This is a genomic window from Ideonella alba (assembly GCF_018069875.1).
GTDB classification, from domain to species: Bacteria; Pseudomonadota; Gammaproteobacteria; order Burkholderiales; family Burkholderiaceae_C; genus Ideonella; species Ideonella alba.
The window spans coordinates 22928-42876 of sequence record NZ_JAGQDF010000012.1 but is presented as its reverse complement, the minus strand read 5'-3'; the positions used below and the strand labels follow the sequence as shown (position 1 = coordinate 42876).

The 19949-nt window shown below is 72.6% G+C and carries 21 protein-coding genes; 5 read left to right on the top strand and 16 right to left on the bottom strand.

All coding sequences use genetic code 11. The features are described 5' to 3' along the window. Window position 1 precedes the first annotated feature (1 nt). Window positions 2-835, top strand: a complete 834-nt coding sequence (locus KAK07_RS18725) for a helix-turn-helix domain-containing protein (protein WP_210862518.1) — start codon at window positions 2-4, stop codon at window positions 833-835. On the opposite strand, the gene KAK07_RS18720 is transcribed toward KAK07_RS18725, so the two are convergent. From KAK07_RS18720 to KAK07_RS18675, 10 genes are all read right to left on the bottom strand, one after another. Continuing rightward, entirely contained in the window at window positions 825-1253 is a 429-nt protein-coding gene (locus tag KAK07_RS18720) for a hypothetical protein (protein WP_210862516.1), read from the bottom strand. The two genes, KAK07_RS18725 and KAK07_RS18720, sit on opposite strands and share 11 nt — an antisense overlap. Beyond that, the gene (locus tag KAK07_RS18715) at window positions 1250-1735 is read right to left on the bottom strand and encodes a NuoB/complex I 20 kDa subunit family protein (protein ID WP_210862514.1); all 486 of its coding nucleotides are present in this window, start codon (window positions 1733-1735) and stop codon (window positions 1250-1252) included. Before KAK07_RS18715 ends, KAK07_RS18720 begins: the two co-directional genes overlap by 4 nt. A 68-nt stretch (window positions 1736-1803) precedes the next feature. Beyond that, window positions 1804-3081, bottom strand: a complete 1278-nt coding sequence (gene glcF, locus KAK07_RS18710; RefSeq protein WP_210862512.1) for a glycolate oxidase subunit GlcF — start codon at window positions 3079-3081, stop codon at window positions 1804-1806. Between the two features lie 16 nt (window positions 3082-3097). After that, the gene (locus KAK07_RS18705; RefSeq protein WP_210862510.1) at window positions 3098-3811 is read right to left on the bottom strand and encodes an LrgB family protein; all 714 of its coding nucleotides are present in this window, start codon (window positions 3809-3811) and stop codon (window positions 3098-3100) included. Window position 3812: 1 nt separating this feature from the next. Further along, on the bottom strand, window positions 3813-4154 hold the full coding sequence (locus KAK07_RS18700) for a CidA/LrgA family protein (protein ID WP_210862509.1): 342 nt from the start codon (window positions 4152-4154) through the stop codon (window positions 3813-3815). After that, on the bottom strand, window positions 4154-4822 hold the full coding sequence (locus KAK07_RS18695; RefSeq protein WP_247660865.1) for a methyltransferase domain-containing protein: 669 nt from the start codon (window positions 4820-4822) through the stop codon (window positions 4154-4156). The genes KAK07_RS18700 and KAK07_RS18695 overlap by 1 nt, the downstream gene beginning before the upstream one ends. Beyond that, on the bottom strand, window positions 4822-5928 hold the full coding sequence (gene glcE, locus KAK07_RS18690; RefSeq protein ID WP_210851515.1) for a glycolate oxidase subunit GlcE: 1107 nt from the start codon (window positions 5926-5928) through the stop codon (window positions 4822-4824). Before glcE ends, KAK07_RS18695 begins: the two co-directional genes overlap by 1 nt. 31 nt (window positions 5929-5959) lie before the next feature. Further along, entirely contained in the window at window positions 5960-6868 is a 909-nt protein-coding gene (locus KAK07_RS18685) for a hypothetical protein (RefSeq protein WP_210862507.1), read from the bottom strand. A gap of 88 nt (window positions 6869-6956) precedes the next feature. After that, the gene (locus tag KAK07_RS18680) at window positions 6957-8459 is read right to left on the bottom strand and encodes an FAD-linked oxidase C-terminal domain-containing protein (protein ID WP_210862505.1); all 1503 of its coding nucleotides are present in this window, start codon (window positions 8457-8459) and stop codon (window positions 6957-6959) included. A gap of 102 nt (window positions 8460-8561) precedes the next feature. Next, a complete protein-coding gene (locus KAK07_RS18675) occupies window positions 8562-10223 on the bottom strand; it encodes an L-lactate permease (protein WP_210851512.1) in 1662 nt (553 codons plus the stop codon). A gap of 222 nt (window positions 10224-10445) precedes the next feature. Here KAK07_RS18675 and KAK07_RS18670 point away from each other — a divergent pair, with 222 nt between their 5' ends. Then, window positions 10446-10832 carry a 4a-hydroxytetrahydrobiopterin dehydratase gene (locus KAK07_RS18670; RefSeq protein ID WP_210851511.1) on the top strand — a complete coding sequence of 129 codons (387 nt, stop codon included), beginning with the start codon at window positions 10446-10448 and terminating at the stop codon, window positions 10830-10832. A gap of 27 nt (window positions 10833-10859) precedes the next feature. Here the strand turns inward: KAK07_RS18670 and KAK07_RS18665 are convergent, their stop codons facing one another. The 6 genes from KAK07_RS18665 to KAK07_RS25445 form a co-directional block, all read right to left on the bottom strand. Continuing rightward, window positions 10860-11423, bottom strand: coding sequence for a DUF3617 domain-containing protein (locus KAK07_RS18665; RefSeq protein ID WP_210862503.1), 564 nt, complete (start codon window positions 11421-11423; stop codon window positions 10860-10862). Window positions 11424-11501: 78 nt separating this feature from the next. Next, window positions 11502-12389: a LysR substrate-binding domain-containing protein gene (locus tag KAK07_RS18660; protein WP_210851509.1), complete on the bottom strand. Its 888-nt coding sequence runs from the start codon at window positions 12387-12389 to the stop codon at window positions 11502-11504. 1 nt (window position 12390) lies between these two features. Next, window positions 12391-13554: an FIST signal transduction protein gene (locus KAK07_RS18655; RefSeq protein ID WP_210862501.1), complete on the bottom strand. Its 1164-nt coding sequence runs from the start codon at window positions 13552-13554 to the stop codon at window positions 12391-12393. Further along, a complete protein-coding gene (locus tag KAK07_RS18650; RefSeq protein WP_210851507.1) occupies window positions 13551-14231 on the bottom strand; it encodes a PhaM family polyhydroxyalkanoate granule multifunctional regulatory protein in 681 nt (226 codons plus the stop codon). The genes KAK07_RS18655 and KAK07_RS18650 overlap by 4 nt, the downstream gene beginning before the upstream one ends. Before the next feature lie 61 nt (window positions 14232-14292). Next, a complete protein-coding gene (locus KAK07_RS18645; RefSeq protein ID WP_210862499.1) occupies window positions 14293-15267 on the bottom strand; it encodes a TraB/GumN family protein in 975 nt (324 codons plus the stop codon). Next, a complete protein-coding gene (locus tag KAK07_RS25445; RefSeq protein ID WP_247664464.1) occupies window positions 15264-16079 on the bottom strand; it encodes a fumarylacetoacetate hydrolase in 816 nt (271 codons plus the stop codon). Before KAK07_RS25445 ends, KAK07_RS18645 begins: the two co-directional genes overlap by 4 nt. Before the next feature lie 116 nt (window positions 16080-16195). On the opposite strand from KAK07_RS25445, the gene KAK07_RS18635 reads away from it, so the two are divergent. From KAK07_RS18635 to KAK07_RS18625, 3 genes are all read left to right on the top strand, one after another. Next, the gene (locus tag KAK07_RS18635) at window positions 16196-17146 is read left to right on the top strand and encodes a hypothetical protein (protein WP_210851505.1); all 951 of its coding nucleotides are present in this window, start codon (window positions 16196-16198) and stop codon (window positions 17144-17146) included. Between the two features lie 81 nt (window positions 17147-17227). Beyond that, entirely contained in the window at window positions 17228-17485 is a 258-nt protein-coding gene (locus KAK07_RS18630; RefSeq protein ID WP_210851504.1) for a BTH_I0359 family protein, read from the top strand. Between the two features lie 109 nt (window positions 17486-17594). Continuing rightward, window positions 17595-19886 carry an ATP-binding protein gene (locus tag KAK07_RS18625; protein ID WP_210851503.1) on the top strand — a complete coding sequence of 764 codons (2292 nt, stop codon included), beginning with the start codon at window positions 17595-17597 and terminating at the stop codon, window positions 19884-19886. Window positions 19887-19949 lie beyond the last annotated feature (63 nt).

The window sequence follows — 19949 nt, the reverse complement described above, 5'->3', positions numbered from 1 at the left end:
CATGGGCATTGACTCGCAGCTCGTCGCCCCGGCGGCCGACCTGGCCGACGTGGTGCGCGCCTTCTACTGGCACGACCTGCGCGGTGCGTCCACGCTGAGTCTGGCGCAACGCGCCACCCGCGTGCCGCCCGGGCCGTACAACGGCCTGGTGTGGCTGCTCGAGGGCCGGGCGCAGTTGGTGGAATGCGGCGGCGCGGCGGTCGACCGCGAACTGCCTGCGGTCTTTGTGGCCGGCGCGCATCGCCACGACTACCGCTCGCTGGCGATCACGCGCTACTGCTCCTTCGGGCTGGCCTTCCAGCCCGGCGTGCTGGCGCTGCTGAGTGGCCTGGACCTGGGTGCCTGGCGCGACCGCATCGAGGATGCACGCCTGGCCTTGCCCGCCGATTGGCGGGCCTTGCTGGACAGCGTGGCGCAGGCGCCCGACCATGCCGCGCGCATCGCGCGGTGCGAGGCCTTCCTGCGACCGCGCTGGCAGGCGGTGGCGCCCCGGCAACCCGGCTGGGTGCATCTGCTGCGCCACGCCTGGCGCCGCAGCAGCCTGCCCGCCGCGTTGACGCTGCAACGCTGGAGCCAGCGCCACCTGCAGCGCCGCAGTGGCGATGCGGTGGGCCTGCGCCCCGGCGAGGTGGAGCGCTACCTGCGCGCCGAGCGGGCGATGCTGGCCGTGCGTGACGGCCACGCCCCCGCGGCCGAGGCGGCGGCCGAGCACGGCTTTGCCGACCAGGCGCATTTCTCGCGCGAGGTGAAGGCGGCGTTCGCACACAGCCCGGTCGCGTTGCAGCGGCGCCTGGACAGTGCCGACGGCGACGAGGACTGGCTGCTCAGGCTGTAGCCCGCCAGGCCGCGGCGCCCAGCGCCAGCCCCAGTCCCAGCGCCACCAGCGCGCCCCAGCGGTGCTGCCAGCGGTCGGCGTGCGCGTGCGCAGCAGGGTCGCCCAGGCGTGCCGCCTGCCAGCGCCGCCACACCCAGACGCTGCACACCGCGTTGGCCAGCATCGCCACCCCACCGGCCGCCGCCATGGCGCGCAAACCCGCGTCGGCCGCCGCACCGGGCCAGGCCCGCACGCCGGCCAGCAGCGCCAGCGCCGCCAGCGGCAGCTCCACCCACCGGTCGATCTGCCAGTGCAGGCCCGCCAGCCGGGCGCGGTCGCCGGGCTGCAGCAGCCACTTCTCGGCCACCAGCTCGGTCATCACGCAGCCCGCCCAGGCGCTGGCCGACACCATGTGCAGCAGGGCCCATGCACGCATCATCGGCTGTGCACCTCGCGCGTGCGGATGCGGCGCTGCAGCTGCAGGATGCCGTACAGCAGCGCCTCGGCGGTGGGCGGGCAGCCGGGCACATAGACGTCCACCGGCACGATGCGGTCGCAGCCGCGCACCACCAAATAGCTGTGGTGGTAGTAGCCGCCGCCGTTGGCGCAGGAACCCATCGAGATCACATAGCGCGGCTCGGCCATCTGGTCGTAGATGCGGCGCAGTGCGGGCGCCATCTTGTGGGTCAGCGTGCCCGAGATGATCATCAGGTCAGCCTGGCGCGGGCTGGCGCGCGGGATCATGCTGAAGCGGTCCAGGTCGTAGCGCGCGGCGGCCGCGTGGATCATCTCCACGGCGCAGCAGGCCAGGCCGAAGGTCAGGTAGTAGAGGCTGCCGCCGCGGCAGGCCTGCACCAGGTCGTCCAGCCGGGTCAGCAGGAAGCCGTCGCGCTCCAGGGTCGGGGGGGTCTGCTCGTCCATGCAGCGCATGCTGCCGCCGGCGCCGGACGCTGTCTTGAACGAAAGCGACCAGCCCGCCCCGGGTGCGCTCAGCCGGCGGCGCGCAGCGCGTCGTCCAGCACCTCGATCCAGTGGCGCACCGGCCGCGCGCTGCCCGACTGCAGATGCTGGATGCAGCCGATGTTGGCCGAGACGATGGCCTCGCCCTCCACCGCATCCAGCGCCTTGAGCTTGCGGTCGCGCAGCTGCAGCGACAGCTCGGGCTGCAGCACCGAGTAGGTGCCGGCCGAGCCGCAGCACAGGTGGCTGTCGCAGGGCGGCGTCAGCACGAAGCCCAGCGCCTTCAAGTGCTGCTCCACGCCGCCGCGCAGCTTCAGGCCATGCTGCAGCGTGCAGGGCGGGTGCCAGGCCAGCGCCACCGGCTCGGCGGTGTCGGCCTCCAGCCGGGTGCGGCGCATCGTCAGTGCCTGCTGCAGCGCCGGCACGATGTCGGGCAGCAGTTCGCTGATGTCGCGTGCCAGCGCGCTGATGCGCGCGGCCTTGTCGGCATAGGCGGCATCACCCGCCAGCGCATGGCCGTAGTCCTTGACCGCCACGCCGCAGCCGCTGGCGTTGACGACGATGGCCTCGACCTGGCCGGCCTCGGTCAGGCCCTCGACCAGCGGCCACCAGGCGTCGATGTTGCGGCGCATGTCGGCCAGCGCGCCGGCGTGGTCGTTCAGGTGCTCGCGGATCGCGCCGCAGCAGCCGGCGTCGTCGGCCACCAGGGTCTGGATGCCGGCCACGTCCAGCACCCGGGCGGTGGCCGAGTTGATGTTGGGCATCATCGCCGGCTGCACGCAGCCCAGCAGCATCAGCACCTTGCGCGCATGCGTGCGCGTGGGCCAGTGGTGGGCCTGCGGCGGCGCCGGCTCGGGCAGCTTGCGCTGCAGCGAGGCCGGCAGCATCGGCCGCACCGCCATGCCCAGCTTCAGCGCCGGGCCGAACAGCGGCGAGGTCAGGCCCTCCTTGAGCAGCCAGCGCACCGTGCGCTCGCCGCGCGGGCGCTCGACCTTGTCCTCGACCAGGCGGCGGCCGATGTCGACCAGGCGGCCGTACTGCACACCGCTGGGGCAGGTGCTCTCGCAGTTGCGGCAGGTCAGGCAACGGTCCAGGTGCTGCTGCGTGGCGCGCGTGACCGTGCCGCCCTCGAGCAACTGCTTCATCAGGTAGATGCGGCCGCGCGGACCGTCGAGCTCATCGCCCAGAAGCTGGTAGGTCGGGCAGGTGGCGGTGCAGAAGCCGCAGTGCACGCATTTGCGCAGGATGGCCTCGGCGGCCTCGCCGTCGGGGGTGCCGGCGTATTCGGGAGCGAGGTGGGTTTGCATGGCTCGAAGAGGGGGGTCAGAACAGCCGCCAGGCCAGCGGCATCAGCAAGGAGGCGAGCAGCACCTGCACGCCCAGCGCCAGGCCGGCGTAGGCCCCGGCATCGGGATGCACCTGCAGCGCGCGTGCGGCGCCGATGCCGTGCGAGGCCGTGCCCAGCGCGAAGCCGCGCACCGACGGGTCGGCCACGCGCAGCGCATCGAAGATCGGCTTGGCGCTGAGCGCGCCGGTCAGGCCCGCCAGCAGCGCGCCCACCGCGGCCAGCGCGGGGATGCCGCCCAGGCGCTCGGCAATGCCCATGGCCACCGGCGCGGTGACCGACTTGGGCGCCAGCGAGGCCAGCACCTCGGCCGGCAGCCCCAGTCCCCAGCCGATGGCCACCGCACTGACCGCGGCCGCCGCGCCACCCGCCAGCGCGGCCAGCAGCACCGGCCGCCAGCGCGAGCACAGTTGCGCCCGCCGCTGCCACATCGGCCAGGCCAGCGCCACCACCGCCGGGCCGAGCAGGAAGTGGATGAACTGCGCGCCCGAGAAGTAGGTGGGATAGGCGGTGCCGGTGGCCATCAGCAGCAGCGACAGCGCCAGCACCGTCCACAGCACCGGGTTGGCCAACGGCGGGTGGCCCAGGCGCGCACTGGCCATCTGCGCCAGCACATAGGCGCTGACGGTGGCGGTCAGGCCGAACAGCGGGGTGGCGGACAGGTAGACCCAGAGCTCGACGAAGGCGCTCACCTCAGCCCTCCTTGAGCAGCGCGCGCAACACCAGCGCGGTGACGACCAGCCCAGCCCAGGTCGACAGCACGATCGCCACCAGCATCCGGCCGCCGAACTCGCTGAGCAAGGCCAGGTGGGTGATCACGCCCACGCCCACCGGCACGAACAGCAGCGACAGGTGGCCCAGCAGGCCATCGGCCGCCGCGGCCACCGGCGCGCGCAGGGCCGTCCAGCGCAACAGCACCAGCAGCAGCCCGGCGCCCAGCACCGGTGCCGGCAGCGGCGCCGCCGTCAGGCGCACCAGCACCTCGCCGGCGGACTGGCACAGCAGCAGCAACGCGAAGCCTTGCAGCAGTTCCATCAGCGCAGCCGGTAGTCCACGGCCCAGTAGTGGCCGAGGTCGTGCCAGACCACCGCCTCGGCGCGCGGGCCCAGGCGGGCGATCACCTCGGCCTGGGACGGGAAGTTCTTCAGCACCTCGTGCTCACTGCCGTCGCGCAGTTGCCGGCGCTGGTAGCCGTTGCCGTGGTCGTCGTGTCGGGTCACCGGGGTGGAGTCGCCCTCCACATAGGCGTTGTCCAGCATCACCACGCGGCTGCCCGCCGGCAGTGCGGCATGCACGGTGGCCAGCCAGGCGTCGAGGCGCTGCAGCGGCACATGGCTCCACCAGCAGCCGGCGAAGCAGGCGTCGAAGCGCGCCTGGGGCAGGCCCTGCAGCGTGTAGGCGTCGACCTGGGCGAAACGCACGCAGGCCGGCAAGGCCTTGGCCTGGGCCACGGCCAGCGTCTCGGGGTTCAGGTCGGTGGCCCACCAGGCCCGGGCCTGCGCGGCCGCGTGCGGCACCCACCAGCCGGTGCCGCTGGCGATCTCGAGCACGCACCGGTCGGCGAAGACCTCGCGCAGCCAGGCTTCGATGCGGCGCAGCGCCGGCTGGCGGTGCGGCTTGTGATACACCAGCTCGTACTCCTGCGCCCGCTGCGCGTAGTAGTCGCGCATCGTCTCGGGCGTGGCGAAGCCGGCATCACTCATCACAGCTCCGGCAGCAGGCGCTGGCGGTTGAACAGCCCGGCCGGATCGAAGGCGCGCTTGATGGCACGGTGGATGCGCAGGCTGGCCTCGGTCAGCGGCTGCGGCACGCCGGGGTGGTCGTGGGCGCTGCGGTAGACGCTGGCGTGGCCGCGGGCATCGGCGGCCAGGGCCATCAGGCGTGCGGGCGCCTCGTGCGAGACCACCCAGCGCAGCGCGCCGCCCCATTCGATCAGCTGGTGCTGGCCCTGGGGCAGGTCGAGCTTGGGCGCGGTGGGCGCCACCGACAGGCGCCACAGCGTGGCGCCGTCGGCCACCGCCTGCTGGGCCAGCTGGAAGAACTCGTCGCGCTGGTCGCGCAGGCCGTCCCAGAAGGCCTGCGCCAGTCCGGTGGGAATCTCCTCGCCCCCCAGGCGCTGGTGTGCCGCCGCCACCGCGGCCTGCGCGCCGCGCAGACGCACGACCAGCGCACCGTCCCACCAGGCGCTGGCGTTCAGCGGCAGCGGCTGGCCAGCCCAGTCGTTGAGGCGGCGCAATGCGCTGACCTGGTCCAGGTCGAAGCGCAGCGTGCGCGTGGCCGGCGCCACCGGCAGCACCTTCAGCGAGACTTCGCAGATCACGCCCAGCACACCCATCGAGCCGGCCAGCATCCGCGAGACGTCGTAGCCGGCGACGTTCTTCATCACCTGGCCGCCGAAGCTCAGCAGCTCGGCCTGGCCATTGAGCATCGTCGCGCCCAGCACGTAGTCGCGCACGCCGCCCACCGCCGCGCGCGCCGGTCCGGCCAGGCCGGCGGCCACCATGCCGCCCACCGTGCCGCCGGACTCGCCGAAGCGCGGCGGCTCGAAGGGCAGGCACTGGCCCTGCTCGGCCAGCGCGGCTTCCAGCTCGACCAGTGGCGTGCCGGCGCGGGCGGTGACCACCAGCTCGGTGGGCTCGTAGGACGAGATGCCGCGCAGCGCCTGCACGTCCAGCGGCTCGCCGACCAGCGGTCCGCCGTAGAAGTCCTTGCTGCCGCTGCCGCGGATGCACAGCGGCTGCTCGCGCGCGGCGGCGTCGCGCACGCGCTCGATCAGCGTCTGCAGGAGGGGATCGTGGAGTTCGCTCATCGGCGGTGCTGCGGCACCGCCGGGGCGCCGCTCAGGGTTGGACGGTGGCGATCGGCCAGGCGCTGCCCTTGAAGTGCAGCCCGACGTACTGGAAGGTGAAGGCGTTCCAGTAGCCGGCCTGGCCGCCCGAAGGTGCGGTGGCACTGGCGAAGTCGGCCGGGACCGCGCCCTGGCCGCGCGCCGGCGGCCGCGGCGCGATGCCCACGCCGAAGTAGCCGCCGGGCCGCGCCACGCTCAGCGTCGTGCCATCGCTGGACAGCCCCGCGGTGGCCGGCAGCACGCTGCTGTTGGCCGGCGTGTAGCGGACCTCGTCGACCAGCGCCGCGGTGATCTTCCAGTCGGTGATGGCCGACGCGTCGATCGCGCCGGTGCGGCCGTCGGTGGTGATGGTGCCGCTCATCACCGCGCCGCTGGGAAAGCCCACCGGCACGAGTTTGAACACCGAGCTGCCCGGCGCCGCCTTGGCGACCAGGCGCTTGCTGGCGTTCGGCGCCGACAGCCACTGCCATTCGAAGGCCGGTCCGGCCAGGTAGAAGGCCACGCCGCCATCGGCGTAGGCGCCGGTGAAGTTGGCCACCTGCACGCCGTACTCGGGCCCGGGGCCGAAGCTGCCGAAGGCCAGCAGGCCGCCGTCGTTCACGCCATCGGGCGAGGTGCGCACGCTCATCTTGCGGCCGTCGGCCGAGACGCTCACGCCGCTGACCTGCACGCCCGGGTGGCTGGGGTCGAAGACGAAGCGCTGCACCTGGCGCACCGAGACCGACCAGTCGGTCAGGTTGGCCGCGGTCAGCGGGCCGATCGTGCCGTCGGTGGTGACGGTGCCCGACACCGTGATGCCGCCGGGCAGCTTGACCGGGGCCAGTTGGAACACGGTGGCCGAGGCCAGGCCGCAGGCCAGGGCCATCGCGGTGCCCAGCAGGGCGGTCAACGGAGCGCGCATGATCAGATCCTCCATCGGGTCGATGGGGCTGATCTTCGTGCGACCGGCTGAACCGGGTCTTAAGCAGCGGCTTGATCACGGTCAACGCTCAGAACCGCTCCAGTTCCGGGAAGGGCAGCAGGCCCTTCTTCACGTGCATGCGGCCGTACTCGGCACAGCGGTGCAGCGTGGGGATGACCTTGCCGGGGTTGAGCAGGCCGTGCGGGTCGAAGGCGTGCTTGAGCGCCATCATCTGCTCGCGCTCCTCGGGGCTGAACTGCACGCACATCGAGCTGAGCTTCTCCACGCCCACGCCGTGCTCGCCGGTGACCGTGCCGCCCATGGCCACGCTGGTCTCCAGGATGTCGGCGCCGAACAGCTCGCAGCGGTGCATCTGGTCGGGGTCGTTGGCATCGAAGAGGATCAGCGGGTGCAGGTTGCCATCGCCCGCGTGGAAGACGTTGCAGCAGCGCAGCTGGTACTTCTTCTCCATCTCGGCAATCGCGATCAGGATGTCGGCCAGGCGCTTGCGCGGGATGGTGCTGTCCATGCACATGTAGTCGGGGCTGATGCGCCCCGAGGCCGGGAAGGCGTTCTTGCGGCCGCTCCAGAAGCGCAGACGCTGGGCCTCGTCCTGGCTGACCTCGATGCGGGTGGCCCCGGCCGACTGCAGCACCGCGGTCATGCGGCCGATCTCCTCTTCCACCTCCTCGGGTGTGCCGTCGGACTCGCACAGCAGGATGGCTTCGGCGCTCAGGTCGTAGCCGGCGTGGACGAAGTCCTCGACCGCCGCGGTCATCGGCTTGTCCATCATCTCCAGACCGGCCGGGATGATGCCGGCGGCGATCACCGCGGCCACCGCGTCGCCGGCCTTGCGCACGTCATCGAAGCTGGCCATCACACAGCGCGCCAGCTGCGGCTTGGGGGTGAGCTTGACGGTGACCTCGGTGATCACCGCCAGCATGCCCTCGCTGCCGACCACCGCGGCCATCAGGTCCAGGCCCGGCACATCGAGCGCGTCGCCGCCGAACTCGATCGGATCGCCCTCGGCGGTGAAGCCGCGCAGCTTCAGCACGTTGTGCACCGTCAGGCCGTACTTCAGGCAGTGCACGCCGCCGGAGTTCTCGGCGATGTTGCCGCCGATCGTGCAGGCGATCTGGCTGGACGGGTCGGGCGCGTAGTACAGGCCGTGCGGCGCGGCGGCCTCGCTGATCGCCAGGTTGCGCACGCCGCACTGGACCACCGCAGTGCGGCTGTACGGGTCCAGCTTGAGGATGCGGTTGAACTTGGCCAGGCCCAGCGTCACGCCCATGGCGTGGGGCATGGCGCCGCCGGACAGGCCGGTGCCGGCGCCGCGCGCCACCACCGGCACGCCCAGCCGGTGGCAGGCGCGCAGCACGGCGGCCACCTGCTCCTCGGTCTCGGGCAGCGCCACCAGCAGCGGGCGCTGGCGGTAGGCAGTCAGGCCGTCGCACTCGTACGGCGTGGTGTCCTCGGGCTGGTAGAGCAGCGCGTGGGCCGGCAGCAGCGGCCGCAGCGCGGCCACCACCTCGGACTGCCGCGCAGAGCGGTCGGCGGGGTCGGCGGCTGTCAGGTCCTGGATCGCGTTCATCGGTCACCCTGGCCCGGCGAGGGCCTTTCTGCTCTGGCTCGTGCAACTGTACGCCGCGGCGACGCCGGCATTGCCGGCATCGGGGTCACAAGCGGACTGACTTCAGTGGATCACCATCAGCGTGAACGGCCAGACATAAGCCTGCAGCGTGACGTACAGGCCCACCAGGCAGGCCAAGGCGATCGAGTGGAAGAAGACGTAGCGCAGGATGTCGCCTTCATGGTGGAACCAGCGCGTGGCGGTGGAGGCCACGACGATGGACTGCGCATCGATCATCTTGCCCATCACGCCGCCCGAGGAGTTGGCCGCGCCCATCAGGTTGGCCGACAGCCCCAGCTGCTCGGCCGCCACCTTCTGCATGCCGCCGAACAGCACGTTGGAGGCCGTGTCCGAGCCGGTCATCGCCACCCCGATCCAGCCCATCAGCGTGCCGAAGAACGGGTAGAGCGCACCGGTGCCGGCGAAGGCCAGACCCAGCGTGGTGTCGGTGCCGGAGAAGCGGGTGAGCGTGCCCAGCGCCAGCATCAGCACGATGGTCAGCAGCGAGGTGCGCACCATCCACAGCGTGCGGAAGTAGGTGCTGACGATGGCCAGCGGCTTGTAGCCCATCACCAGCGCGCCGATGACGGCCGACAGCAGGATGCCGGTGCCGGTGGCCGACAGGCCGTTGAGCACATAGACTGCCGCTTCCTTGTGCGGCGAGGGCACGACCGGCGGCACCTTCTCGATCAGGTTGTTCAGGCCCTCGATCGGGAACTTGGGCGCCCACAGGCCGTTGAAGTACGTCTTCACCGCCGGCAGACCCCAGATGAAGACGAAGACGGTGAGGATCAGCCAGGGCAGCCAGGCGCGGAACAGGTCGGCGCGGCTGTGGGTGACCATGGTCACCGGGCGCGGCGGGGTGCCGCCATCGCTCTCGTGGCCCTTGAGCGTGGGCGAGGTCCAGATCTTTTTCGGTTGCCAGAACTTCAGGAAGGTGACCAGCGCGATCATCGAGACGATCGCCGCGATGATGTCCACCAGTTCGGGGCCAATGAAGTTGCTCACCAGGAACTGCGGAATGGCAAAGGACAGGCCGGTCACCAGGATCGCGGGCCAGATCTCCATCATCGCCTTGCGGCCGGCGAAGGCCCAGATCAGCCAGAAGGGCACCAGCAGCGAGAAGAAGGGCAGCTGGCGGCCGATCATGGCCGTCACCTCCATCAGGTCGTAGCCATGCACCTTGGCCAGCGTGATCACCGGCGTGCCCAGCGCACCGAAGGCCACCGGCGCGGTGTTCGCGATCAGCGACAGGCCCGAGGCTGCCAGCGGCGAGAAGCCCAGGCCGATCAGGATGCCCGCGGTCACCGCCACCGGCGTGCCGAAGCCGGCCGCGCCCTCGAAGAAGGCGCCGAAGCAGAAGGCGATCAGCAGCAGCTGCAGCCGGCGGTCCTCGGTGATGCCCGACAGCGAGTCCTGCAGGACCTTGAAGCTGCCGTTGCCCTCGGCCAGCTGCTGCAGGAAGATGATGTTCAGCACGATCCAGCCGATCGGCAGCAGGCCCGTCAGACCGCCGAAGAAGGCCGCGTTGCCGGCCAGGCCGGCCGGCATGCCGTAGCCGAACACGGCCACCGCGAAGGCCGCCAGCAGGCCCAGGCCCGCGGCGATGTGCGCCTTGATGTGCAGGAAGCCCAGCGCCACCAGCATCACCACCACCGGCACGGCGGCCAGCAAGGTGGAGATGAACATGTTGCCGAAGGGATCGTAGACCTGTTGCCAGACCATGGTGGGTGTCTCCGCTCGAAGTGTTGAAAAGCCTGACGGCCGTTGGGGGCGACCGTGAACCGAGCGGCAATGTAGGCAGCGCCCCGGGTGCGCAGATGAAACTTCCCGCGCCGGCGCATGAGCCTTTTTCAATGCGCGGGTTAACCCGCATCAAAGGCCACCCTGGCGCGCGGGTCGGCGGCGCCTGACCAGAATCAGCGCGACTTCCCCCCGGAGACAGCGATGGCCGACCCCCTGATTCCCGACGACGAGGTGCAACGCCGCCTGGCGGCCGAGTTGCCGCACTGGCAGCTGGAGAACGGCTGGATCCGCCGCCAGTACAAGACCAGCGGCTGGAAGTCGACGATGCTGGCGGTCAGCACGATCGGCCACCTGGCCGAGGCCGCCTGGCACCACCCCGATCTGGTGGTGTCCTATGCCTTCGTGCGGGTGAAGCTGCGCACCCATTCGGCCGACGGCATCACCGCCAAGGACCTGGCACTGGCGGCGAAGATCGACCAGGTGCTGATGTGGCGGCCGCAGGATGAGCCCGGCTCGCCGCTGGAAGGCACGCCCGACGAGGCGCGCTTCCGGCACATGAAGCACGAGCCCGCGCCGGACGCCGCCTGAGCCTGCGGCGTTCGGGCGCCCAGCCCGTCAGCGCGGCAGCTGGATCGGCTTGAGCGCCCCGCAGTCGCTGCTGACGAAGCGGCCCTGCTGGGTCATCTGGATGGTCTCGGGCTGGCCCTTGACCACGGTCTTCATCGTCATCTGCGTGCTGTAGGAGGTCGGGCTGTTGACGGTGTAGTCGCCCTCGCCCGAGCTGGGCGGGTTGCCGTTGCACTGGAAGCTGTAGTGCAGGGTGTTGCCGCTGCGCTGGCTGACCTGGTGGGTGCAGCGGCCGTCGGCCCGCGGCACGTCGCCACCCTCGGTCTGCTCCTTGCTGAGGCACAGGCGCACGCTGGCCGGCGCGCTGCCCATGCCCACGCCCTGCTGGGCCATCATCTGCTCGACCATCTTGCGCTGCTCGGGCGGCAGCGCCGCCAGCCGCGCCTGGGCCTGGGCCATCTGCGCCTCCATCTGGCCGCTGCCGGACTTCATCTGCTGGGTCTGTTCCCACAGGCCGGGCTGCAGGCGGGTCTGGGCCGCGGCCGCGGCCGACAGGCCCAGCAGGGCCCAGCATGCGGTGCGGACCGCGCGCGCTTGAATGTGGTGTGTCATGGCATCCCTCCAGCGCGCAGCATGCGCCCGCATCCGGCGTGCGGGCAAGACCCGCCCTGGGGGGACGGGGCCCTCGAATCAGGGGGTGGCCAGCGCGGTGCGCAGCCAGTCGGCAAAGGCCGCACACTCCCAGCGGTCCATCGTGCCGGGTTTCCAGCACAGGTGGTGGTGCAGCGGCGAGGGCACGCTGCGCGGCGACAGGCGCACCAGGCGGCCGCTGTCCAGCCAGCTCAGGCCCAGTCGCAGGCGCATCAGCGCCACGCCGAAGCCGGCGGCGGCGGCGTCCAGCACCAGGCCGACGTCGTTGAACTGGGCGCCGCCGGTGGGCTCGGGCAGCGCGATGCCGTGGGCCTGGAACCAGGTGCTCCAGGGCTCCAAGGGGGTGCGGATCAGGCGGGCGCGGCGCACATCGTCGGCGCTGGCGAACGCGCCGAAGGGGCCGGCCTCGTGCAGGTACTCGGGGCTGCAGACGGGCGTGACTTCGTCGCTGAGCAGGCGCACCTGCTCCAGGCCCGGGTAGGGGCCGGCGCCGTAGCGCACTTCCAGGTCGGCCTCCTCGGCCTTGGTGTCGGCCAGTGGAATGGCCACCTGCAGCACCAGCTCGATCTCGGGGTAGGCATGGCGGAAGTGCGACAGCCGCGGCAGAAGCAGCTGGCGCGAGAAGGTGGGCGTCACCGCCAGCCGCAAGCGCGCGCTGGCGCCGCTGGATGCCGCGCGGCCTGGCACCTGGGCCAGCGACTGCAGCCCCTGGCGCACCGGCGCCAGGTAGGCCTGGCCCTCGGGCGTGAGGCCGAAGTCGCGCAGGAAGAGCTTGCAGCCCAGCTGGGTCTCGAGCTGGCGGATGCGGTGGCTGACGGCGCTGGGCGTGACGCTCAGCTCATCCGCGGCCTGGGTCACGCTGCGCAGCCGGGCCAGCGCCTCGAAGGCCTGCAGGCACTGGATGGGTGGGATGCGATCAGCCGCCATCTCAGGCGCTGGTGAACACCGTCAGCACGCCGGTGTAGCCGTAGAGGTGCCGATGGGCAATCTCGCCGGCGGCGAAGAAGCCCACCAGCGGCACCTCGCCCAGCGCGTGGCGCAGGATGCGCAGCTCCTCGCTGTCGCCGCCGAAATGCGGCCCGCCGCGGCCGGTGCAGCTGACGTAGTGGGCGCCGAGGATGCGCCGCGGCGGCGCGCTGCCGTCGCCATCGACCTCGTCGCGGATCTCGGCGCAGATGCGCACCAGGTCGCGCCGCGCGGCCACCGGGTCGCGGGTGCAGAAGGCCAGCGACATGCCGGGCTCGACCTGGTCGGCCACCGCCACCGCCTCGCGCAGCGGGTCGATGCCGATCAGGTGGCGCACCCGGGTGTCGCCGCCGAACTGGCCGCCCGGTCCGCGCGCCGCGTCGCCCTCGTCGGTCAGGCCGACCAGGGTGTGGCGCAGCGCGGCCATGGCCTGGCGCGGCTCGTCCAGCGACACCTGCAGGTCCTGCAGCAGCTGCGGCAGCGCCGGCTGGCCGTCGAGCGTGGCCACCAGGTTGCGCTCGGCGCCGGTGACGCGGCGCGTCGGACCCACCGGCTGGCAGCCCTGGGTGACGCGCGAGACCAGGCCCACCGCGGGCGCGAAGGCCACGCCCGAGAGCCCGCCCTGCATGGGTTCGCCGCCGGCCCAGTGGCGCCGGTGCAGGCGGGCACTGGGCAGGCCGCCGAACAGGTAGCCGCTGCGGGTGCGCTCGGCCAGCTCGTTGAGCAGCGCACCCAGCTCGGGCAGCTCCGGGTCGGCATGGACCAGGGCGCTGCCGGCCCAGTCCTCGGCCAGCGGATGGCGGCCATCGAAGCAGCGGAACTGCGCCACCGGCAGGTCGATCAGCCACAGCACCAGCGCCGGCTCGTCCAGGTATTCGACGCCATCGGCCGCCAGGCCCCAGGCGGCGGCACCGGCCCAGGCCACGCCCGGCCAGCGGCGGCGCGCCTCGTCCAGGCACTCGGCGGCACGCTCGGCAAAGCCCTCGCTCAGGTACAGCAGGCCCAGCGTGGGGCGCCAGCCGGGCCGCTGCGCGGCCTGGGCATCGATCTGCGCGGCGGCCAGCGCCAGCGCCATGCCGGCGTCGGGGTGGGTGGCGTGCGCCGCGAGGCAGGCGGAGGCGCTCATCGCCGGCTGGCAGCTCCCTTGCGGGCCGGCGCCTTGGGCGCGGCGGCACTGGCGCGGGCGCCGGCGGCCACCGCGCCAGCCGCGGTCTTGGCCACGGTGGCGGGCACAGCGACCGCCTTTTTCAGCGTCTCGCCGGCGGCATCGAAGCTCTGCTTGACCATTGCGCTGGCCAGGTTCTTGGCGGCGTCGGTGGCGCTGTCCTTCATCGCGTTGGTGGCCAGCTCGGTGAACTGCTTGGTCAGCGCGCCCCACCACTGCATCGGATCGACCGCGCCCGGCGCGGCCGCCGCCGGGGCCGCCGCGGCCTTCTTGCGCGGCGCCGCCTTGGCCTTCGGCGCAGCGGCCGGGGTGGCGGCGGGCGGCTCGGCGACCTCGGGCATCTTCAGCGTCATCGCCTCGCGCAGGTCGCCCATCGAGACGTTCATGGTCTTCAGCGTGGACAGCGTCATGCGCTGCACCTCCAGCGCCTGGATCGTGGCGCCCAGCATGCGGGCGTTCTGCTCCAGCCAGAACTGCACGGTGCGCAGCTCCTCGATGCGCTTTTCCAGCTCCTCGGGGTTCAGCGTGGGCGCGACCCACTGGCCGATGCCCGGCAGCGCCGAACCGGCGTTCTTGACCAGCCCCTGCAGGAACTCGAAGCCCGGAACCATCTTGGCGAAATCGGTGGCACTGCTCATGCCTTGTCTCCTCGTGCGGCCTGTGATGGTCGATTGTGCGCTCAGCTGGCTTGCACCGGGCCTACGGCGCGCCCGGTCCGAGCCGGGTCAGGCGAAAGCCGGCACGCTGCAGGCGCTGCGGCAGGCCGTCCTCGCCCACCAGGTGCAGCGCGCCCACCGCCACCAGCGGGCGGGCGCCGGCCGCGTGCAGGCGCTCGATGTGGGCGGCCATGCGGGCGTTGCGCTGCACCACCATGCGGTCGAACTCGGCGCGCTGCTGCGCGGTATCCAGGCAGCGGCACCAGCGCGGGTAGGCGCTCAGCGTGGCCAGGTCACCGGCTGCCCAGGCCTCGGCCAGGCGGTTCACCACGGCCATCGAGGCGGGGTTCTCCAGCTCGTCGAGCGCCTGGCGCAAGGTGTCCAGTTCGTCGCCACCCACCAGGGCCTGGACCTGCTGGTCCACCGTCTCGATCGACTCCACCGGCCGGCGCGCCTGGTGGAAGCGCTGCGACAGCATCGGCTCCTGGCCCCAGGCCGGGTCCAGACCGGCGCCGCGGGCCGACAGCGCCAGCAGGGTGACGGCCTGCATCGATGGGGTCAGGCCGTCGAGCAGCGTGCCCACGCAGGCCCGCTCCAGCTGGCGGCGCAGCCGCGCGGCCAGGGCCTTGGGCAACGCCGCCGGCGCGGGGCCGGAGGCGGGCGTTGGCGCGCGCAGGGCGGACTGGGTGTCATCGGCCAGCGGGTCGATCTCGAGCACCAGCCGGTCGGCCTGTTCCAGCGCCAGCGACAGTGCCGGCCCGGGCACGCTCCAGGGCCCGCGCCCCACATGCAGGGTGCCGAACAGCCAGCCGCTGCGGCCGTCCTTCTCATAGCGCCACAGCAGGCCGCGGTCGCGCGCCTGCGCCTGCCACTGCGCGAGCGTGGCGGCGTCCGGGGCCTGGGCGGCCGGCGGGCATGCGGGCGGTTTGGCCAGCGCGGGGGGCGCCAGCCCCACCAACGCCGAACACAGCAGCGCCGACCACAGCCGGGCCACCCAGCCGCGCCATCCACCGGTCATGCCAGTTGCCCGACCGCGTTGTCCAGGCGGCCGAAGGCCTCCTCGCCCAGCGGCTCGGCCGCCACCAGCGACAGGCCGTCGCCCGGCGCCAGGCCCTCGGCCTCGGCCAGACCGCCCAGGTCCGCCGGCTGGGCGGCCAGCATCAGCAGGCTGCCGGCGCGCAGCGGGCGGCGGCGCACGGCCTCGGCCAGGCGTTCGCCCAGGCCCTGCGGCAGCGCCTCACCCAGGTCCAGCGCGCCCAGCGCCTGACCATTGCGCCGCCAGAGCAGCGGCACCGACAGGCGGCCGCCGCGCCAGGCCTCGCCCAGCTCGTCAGGCGTCACCGCCACCGGGCTGAAGCCGGCGCTCAGCGACTCGCCGTCCTGCTGCCAGTCCAGGCCCAGCGCCAGCAGGCGCAGGCCGTCGAGCGCCTGGCCGGCGTCGGCGCCGGTGTCGATGTCGCCGGTGATCGCCACCAGGCCGGGCACGGCCTGCAGTGGCCCGGCGGCGCCGAACCAGGCCTCGCGCGCGCCCATCAGCGCGTCGCTGGCCACGCGGCGCAGCGAGCCCTCCGGCGGCGCCAGCAGCCGCGCCGCGGCGCGCGGCAGCGGCGCCATGCACATCGCCGGATCGAAGGGAAAGGCATGCCGCGCCTTGCCCTGGTTGAGCGTGGTGGACAGGTCCTCCAGCTGCGGCGACAGGAAGTTCCAGTCATCGAGCAGCTGCTGCAGGCGGGTGGCGATGTCGGTGGCGTAATGCGCCTGGGTGAGGTCGCGCGAGACAACGACCAGCTGGCCGTCACGCGAGCCGTCCTGGTAGGTGGCGAGTTTCATCGGGGCAGTTCCTGCCGGGCTGGAATTGGTGGCAGTATTGTCCAATGGCCGCCCACGCCACCCGACGTTGGCTGCAGTACCCCGCCCCACCCCGTCCGGACCGGTGGGCGCGTCCCATGGCCGGCCTGGGGCTGCTGCTGGGTGTGGGCGCCGTCCACCTGGCGCTGATCGACGCCGCCATGCGCGCCGCGCCGCCCGGCCACGCGGCCGCGGCCCTGGTGGCACCGAGCGGCCTGCGGGTGCGGCTGCAGGCGGCGCCGGTGGACGACACCCCCGCGGACCACCCGGCGATGACCGTGCCGGCCACGGCCCCGACGCCACCGCGACGGTCAGCTGGGCCGCCGCCCGAGCCCCCCGCCCCGATGCCGACGGCGCCGCCGGCCCCTGCAGCCACCCTGCCGATCGTGCCGTCCGAGCCGACCGACCACGCCTGGCCCCGCTACGCCACCCGGCTGCCGCCGCCGCGCACGCTGCGCTTTGCGGTCAGCCGCGGCGAGGCGCGCGGCGAGGGCCGCTGGGAGTGGCAGCACGACGGCCAGCGCTTCAGCTCGCACCTGAGCGCCGAGCTCGACGGCCGCCGCCTGATCGAGCAGCACAGCCAGGGCGGCTTCGACGGACATGGTCTGGCGCCCGAGCGCGCGCTGGAGCGCGAGGCCCGCGGTGCCGCGCGCGCGGTGAACTTCCAGCGCGAGCAGGGCTGGCTCAGCTTCTCGGGCCGGGCGCAGGCCTGGGCCCTGCCCGAGGGCGCGCAGGACCGGCTGAGCTGGCTGCCGCAGCTGCTGGCGGTGCTGGCGGCGCAGCCGCAGTGGGCGGTGGGCGCCACGCTGCGGCTGCCGGTGGCGGGTGCCGACGGCGACCTGGGCGCCTGGGACTGGACCCTGGTCGACACCGAGCCGCTGGACGGCCAGCCTGCGCTGCACTGGCAGCGTCCGGCGCGCCGCCCGTACGACCACCGGATCGACCTCTGGCTGGAGGCCCAGGCCCCGCACTGGCCCCTGGCCTGGCAATGGTTGCGCACGCCGGGCGGAAGTGCGGTACGCTGGAGCCGGCTGGACGAGGCGCCTTGAAAAGCACCCCCCGGTCGCCACCTGCGAGGCCTGAGGGTGACTCTCCCTCCGACCACAACCATGACTGATGGAGGGCTTTCGATGATCGTGCTCTACAACTCCGACAGCTTCGCGGTGATGCAGATCGACCTGCCGGCCACCTCGGGTGATGCGGTCAGCGGCATCGAGATCGTCGACAAGCAGACCCGCAAGGGCATCTTCCTGGACGGTGAACTGGCCGAGCTGTTCCGCGCCCAGGTCGAGGCGCTGGCCGACGACGACGAGATCGACCCGGCCGACATCGACGCCCACCTGGCGCGCTACACCGGCGCCGGCTGGCAGCCCACCGTCCTGCACTGAGCGGCTGAGCGCTGCGGCGGCGCAGGGCTTGCCCCCGGGCGCCGGCTTTGCCAAGATCGGCCGGGCAGATGGCGGCCCGGGGGCCGCCCCACTCCCGGAGGTATCTCGGATGGTCAGGCGCCGGCTGGATGCGACGACGCTGCTGCCCTCACCCGGACTGGCCGAGGCGCCGGTGCTTGACCGGCGTTGCACCCACTTCGTGCTGCTGCTGGTGCTGGGCCAGGGACCGCGCCTGCAGCTGCGCCGCGACTGGGGCAGCCTGCTGTCGCTGGTGGGTCGCCACCTGGTGTGGCCGCAGCCGGTGCTGCGGCGTCTGCGCGAGTACCTGTCGCGCCGCTGCGCCGGCAACCGGCTGTGGGACGGACACGAGAAGCTGGGCGACGCCGCCTTCATCGCCCGCCACGGCGTCTGGCGCGGCCCCTATGAAGAGGGCAGCCTGTTCTTCCACCTGGATGAACACCTGAAGGACGAGCCCAAGGACCTGATGGCGCTGCTGCGCGCCACTGCCGACTGGCTGGGGGCCGACCTGCGCCGCCAGCAGACCCTGGTCGAGCGCAACCTGGACGCGCTGGCCGGCCTGCTGCAGCTCAACCCGGCCGAGCGCGCGCTGCTGCTGTACGGCACGCTGGCGCGCTACCAGCGCGAGCTGCGCGGCCTGCTGGTGGAGTTCAAGGTGGGCAGCGCGCAGGAGGCCTATGCGCTGCTGGCCGGCGTGGCTGGCGTCGATGAGCGCGAGGTGGCCGACGCGCTGCGCACCGGCTCGCGGCTGGAGCGCATCGGCATGGTCGAGAACCTGATCTCCGAGCACAACATCACCGACCTGGCCGACCTGATGAAGGTGTCGGAGCAGCTGCCGCCGGTGCTGATGCGCGAGTACCACGGCCCCGACGAGCTGATGGCGGTGTTCACCCGGCCCGCCGAGCGCAGCACGCTCAGCAGCGAGGACTTCGCCTTCGTGGCCGACGATGTGGCGGTGATCAGCCGGCTGCTGGAGCAGGCCGTGGCGCGCAAGGCCAGAGGCGTCAACGTGCTGCTCTATGGCCCGCCGGGCACCGGCAAGACCGAGCTGGCGCGGGTGTGCGCCGAGCGCGCCGGCCTGCAGCTCTACGAGGTGGAGTACGCCGACCGCGAGGGCCATCCGCTGGGCGGCCGCGACCGCTACCGCTCGCTGCAGATCAGCCAGGTCTTCCTGGACGGCAGCGCCCGCGTGGCGCTGCTGTTCGACGAGGTGGAGGATGTCTTTCCCACGCTGTCGGGCGACACCGCACAGCTGGTGGCGCGGCTGGATGCCGGGGATGGCGGCACCGGCACCGTCAGCGGCAAGGCCTGGGTCAACCAGATCCTCGAGAACAACCCGGTGCCGGTGATCTGGGTGACCAACCGCATCGAGCAGATCGACCCGGCCTTCCGGCGCCGCTTCCAGTACCACCTGGAGCTGACCTCGCCGCCGCCCGGCGCGCGCGAGGCCCTGGTGCGGCGCGCACTGGCCGAGCTGCCGGTGGACGACGCGCTGGTGGCGCGCCTGGCCGGCCGCCCTGGCCTGACGCCGGCGCAGATCCGCACCGCCGCCCGCTTCGCCCGTCTGGCCGGCAGCGAGGCCGATGCGCAGGCCCTGATCGAGCGCCAGCTGGCCCATGCCGACAAGGCGCTGGGCCGGCGCGCAGCCGGCGCCGCCGCGCGGCCGGCGGTCACGCACTGGGATCTGTCGCTGCTGAACATCGACAGCCGCTTCGACCTGCCGGCCATCATCGAGGCGCTGCGCCGCCGCGGCCACGGCACGCTGTGCTTCCATGGCCCGCCGGGCACCGGCAAGACCGCACTGGCCGAGCACATTGCCAACGCGCTGGGGCGGCCACTGATGGTGCGCCAGGCCTCGGACCTGGTCAGCAAGTTCGTCGGCGAGACCGAACAGGCCCTGGCCCGCATGTTCCAGGAAGCCGCCGCCGAGCAGGCGGTGCTGCTGCTCGACGAGGCCGACAGCTTCCTGCGCAGCCGCCGCCTGGCCGAGCGCCACTACGAGATCACCGAGGTCAACGAGATGCTGCAGGGCATGGAGCGCCATGCCGGGCTGTTCATCTGCACCACCAACCTGTTCGAGGAGCTGGACGAGGCGGCGCTGCGCCGCTTCACCTTCAAGATCCAGTTCAAGCCGCTGGACACCGCCCAGCGCCAGCGGATGTTCGTCGCCGAGGCGCTACAGGGGCAGGCGGCGGGGCTGGATGCCGAGCGCCGCAGCCGCCTGGCCGCACTGGACCAGCTCACCCCGGGCGACTTTGCGGCCGTGCAGCGGCAGGCCGAGCTGCTGGGACAGGCGCTGACGCCCGATGAATTCCTGAGCCAATTGGAGGGAGAACACCGGCTCAAGCCCCAGGTCCGGCAACAGCGGCGCATGGGTTTCTGAACCCGTCACGGCGTGGCTTGCAGGTGGGTTCGGCGGGAATGGAGCGTGCGCTCGTCACGAATC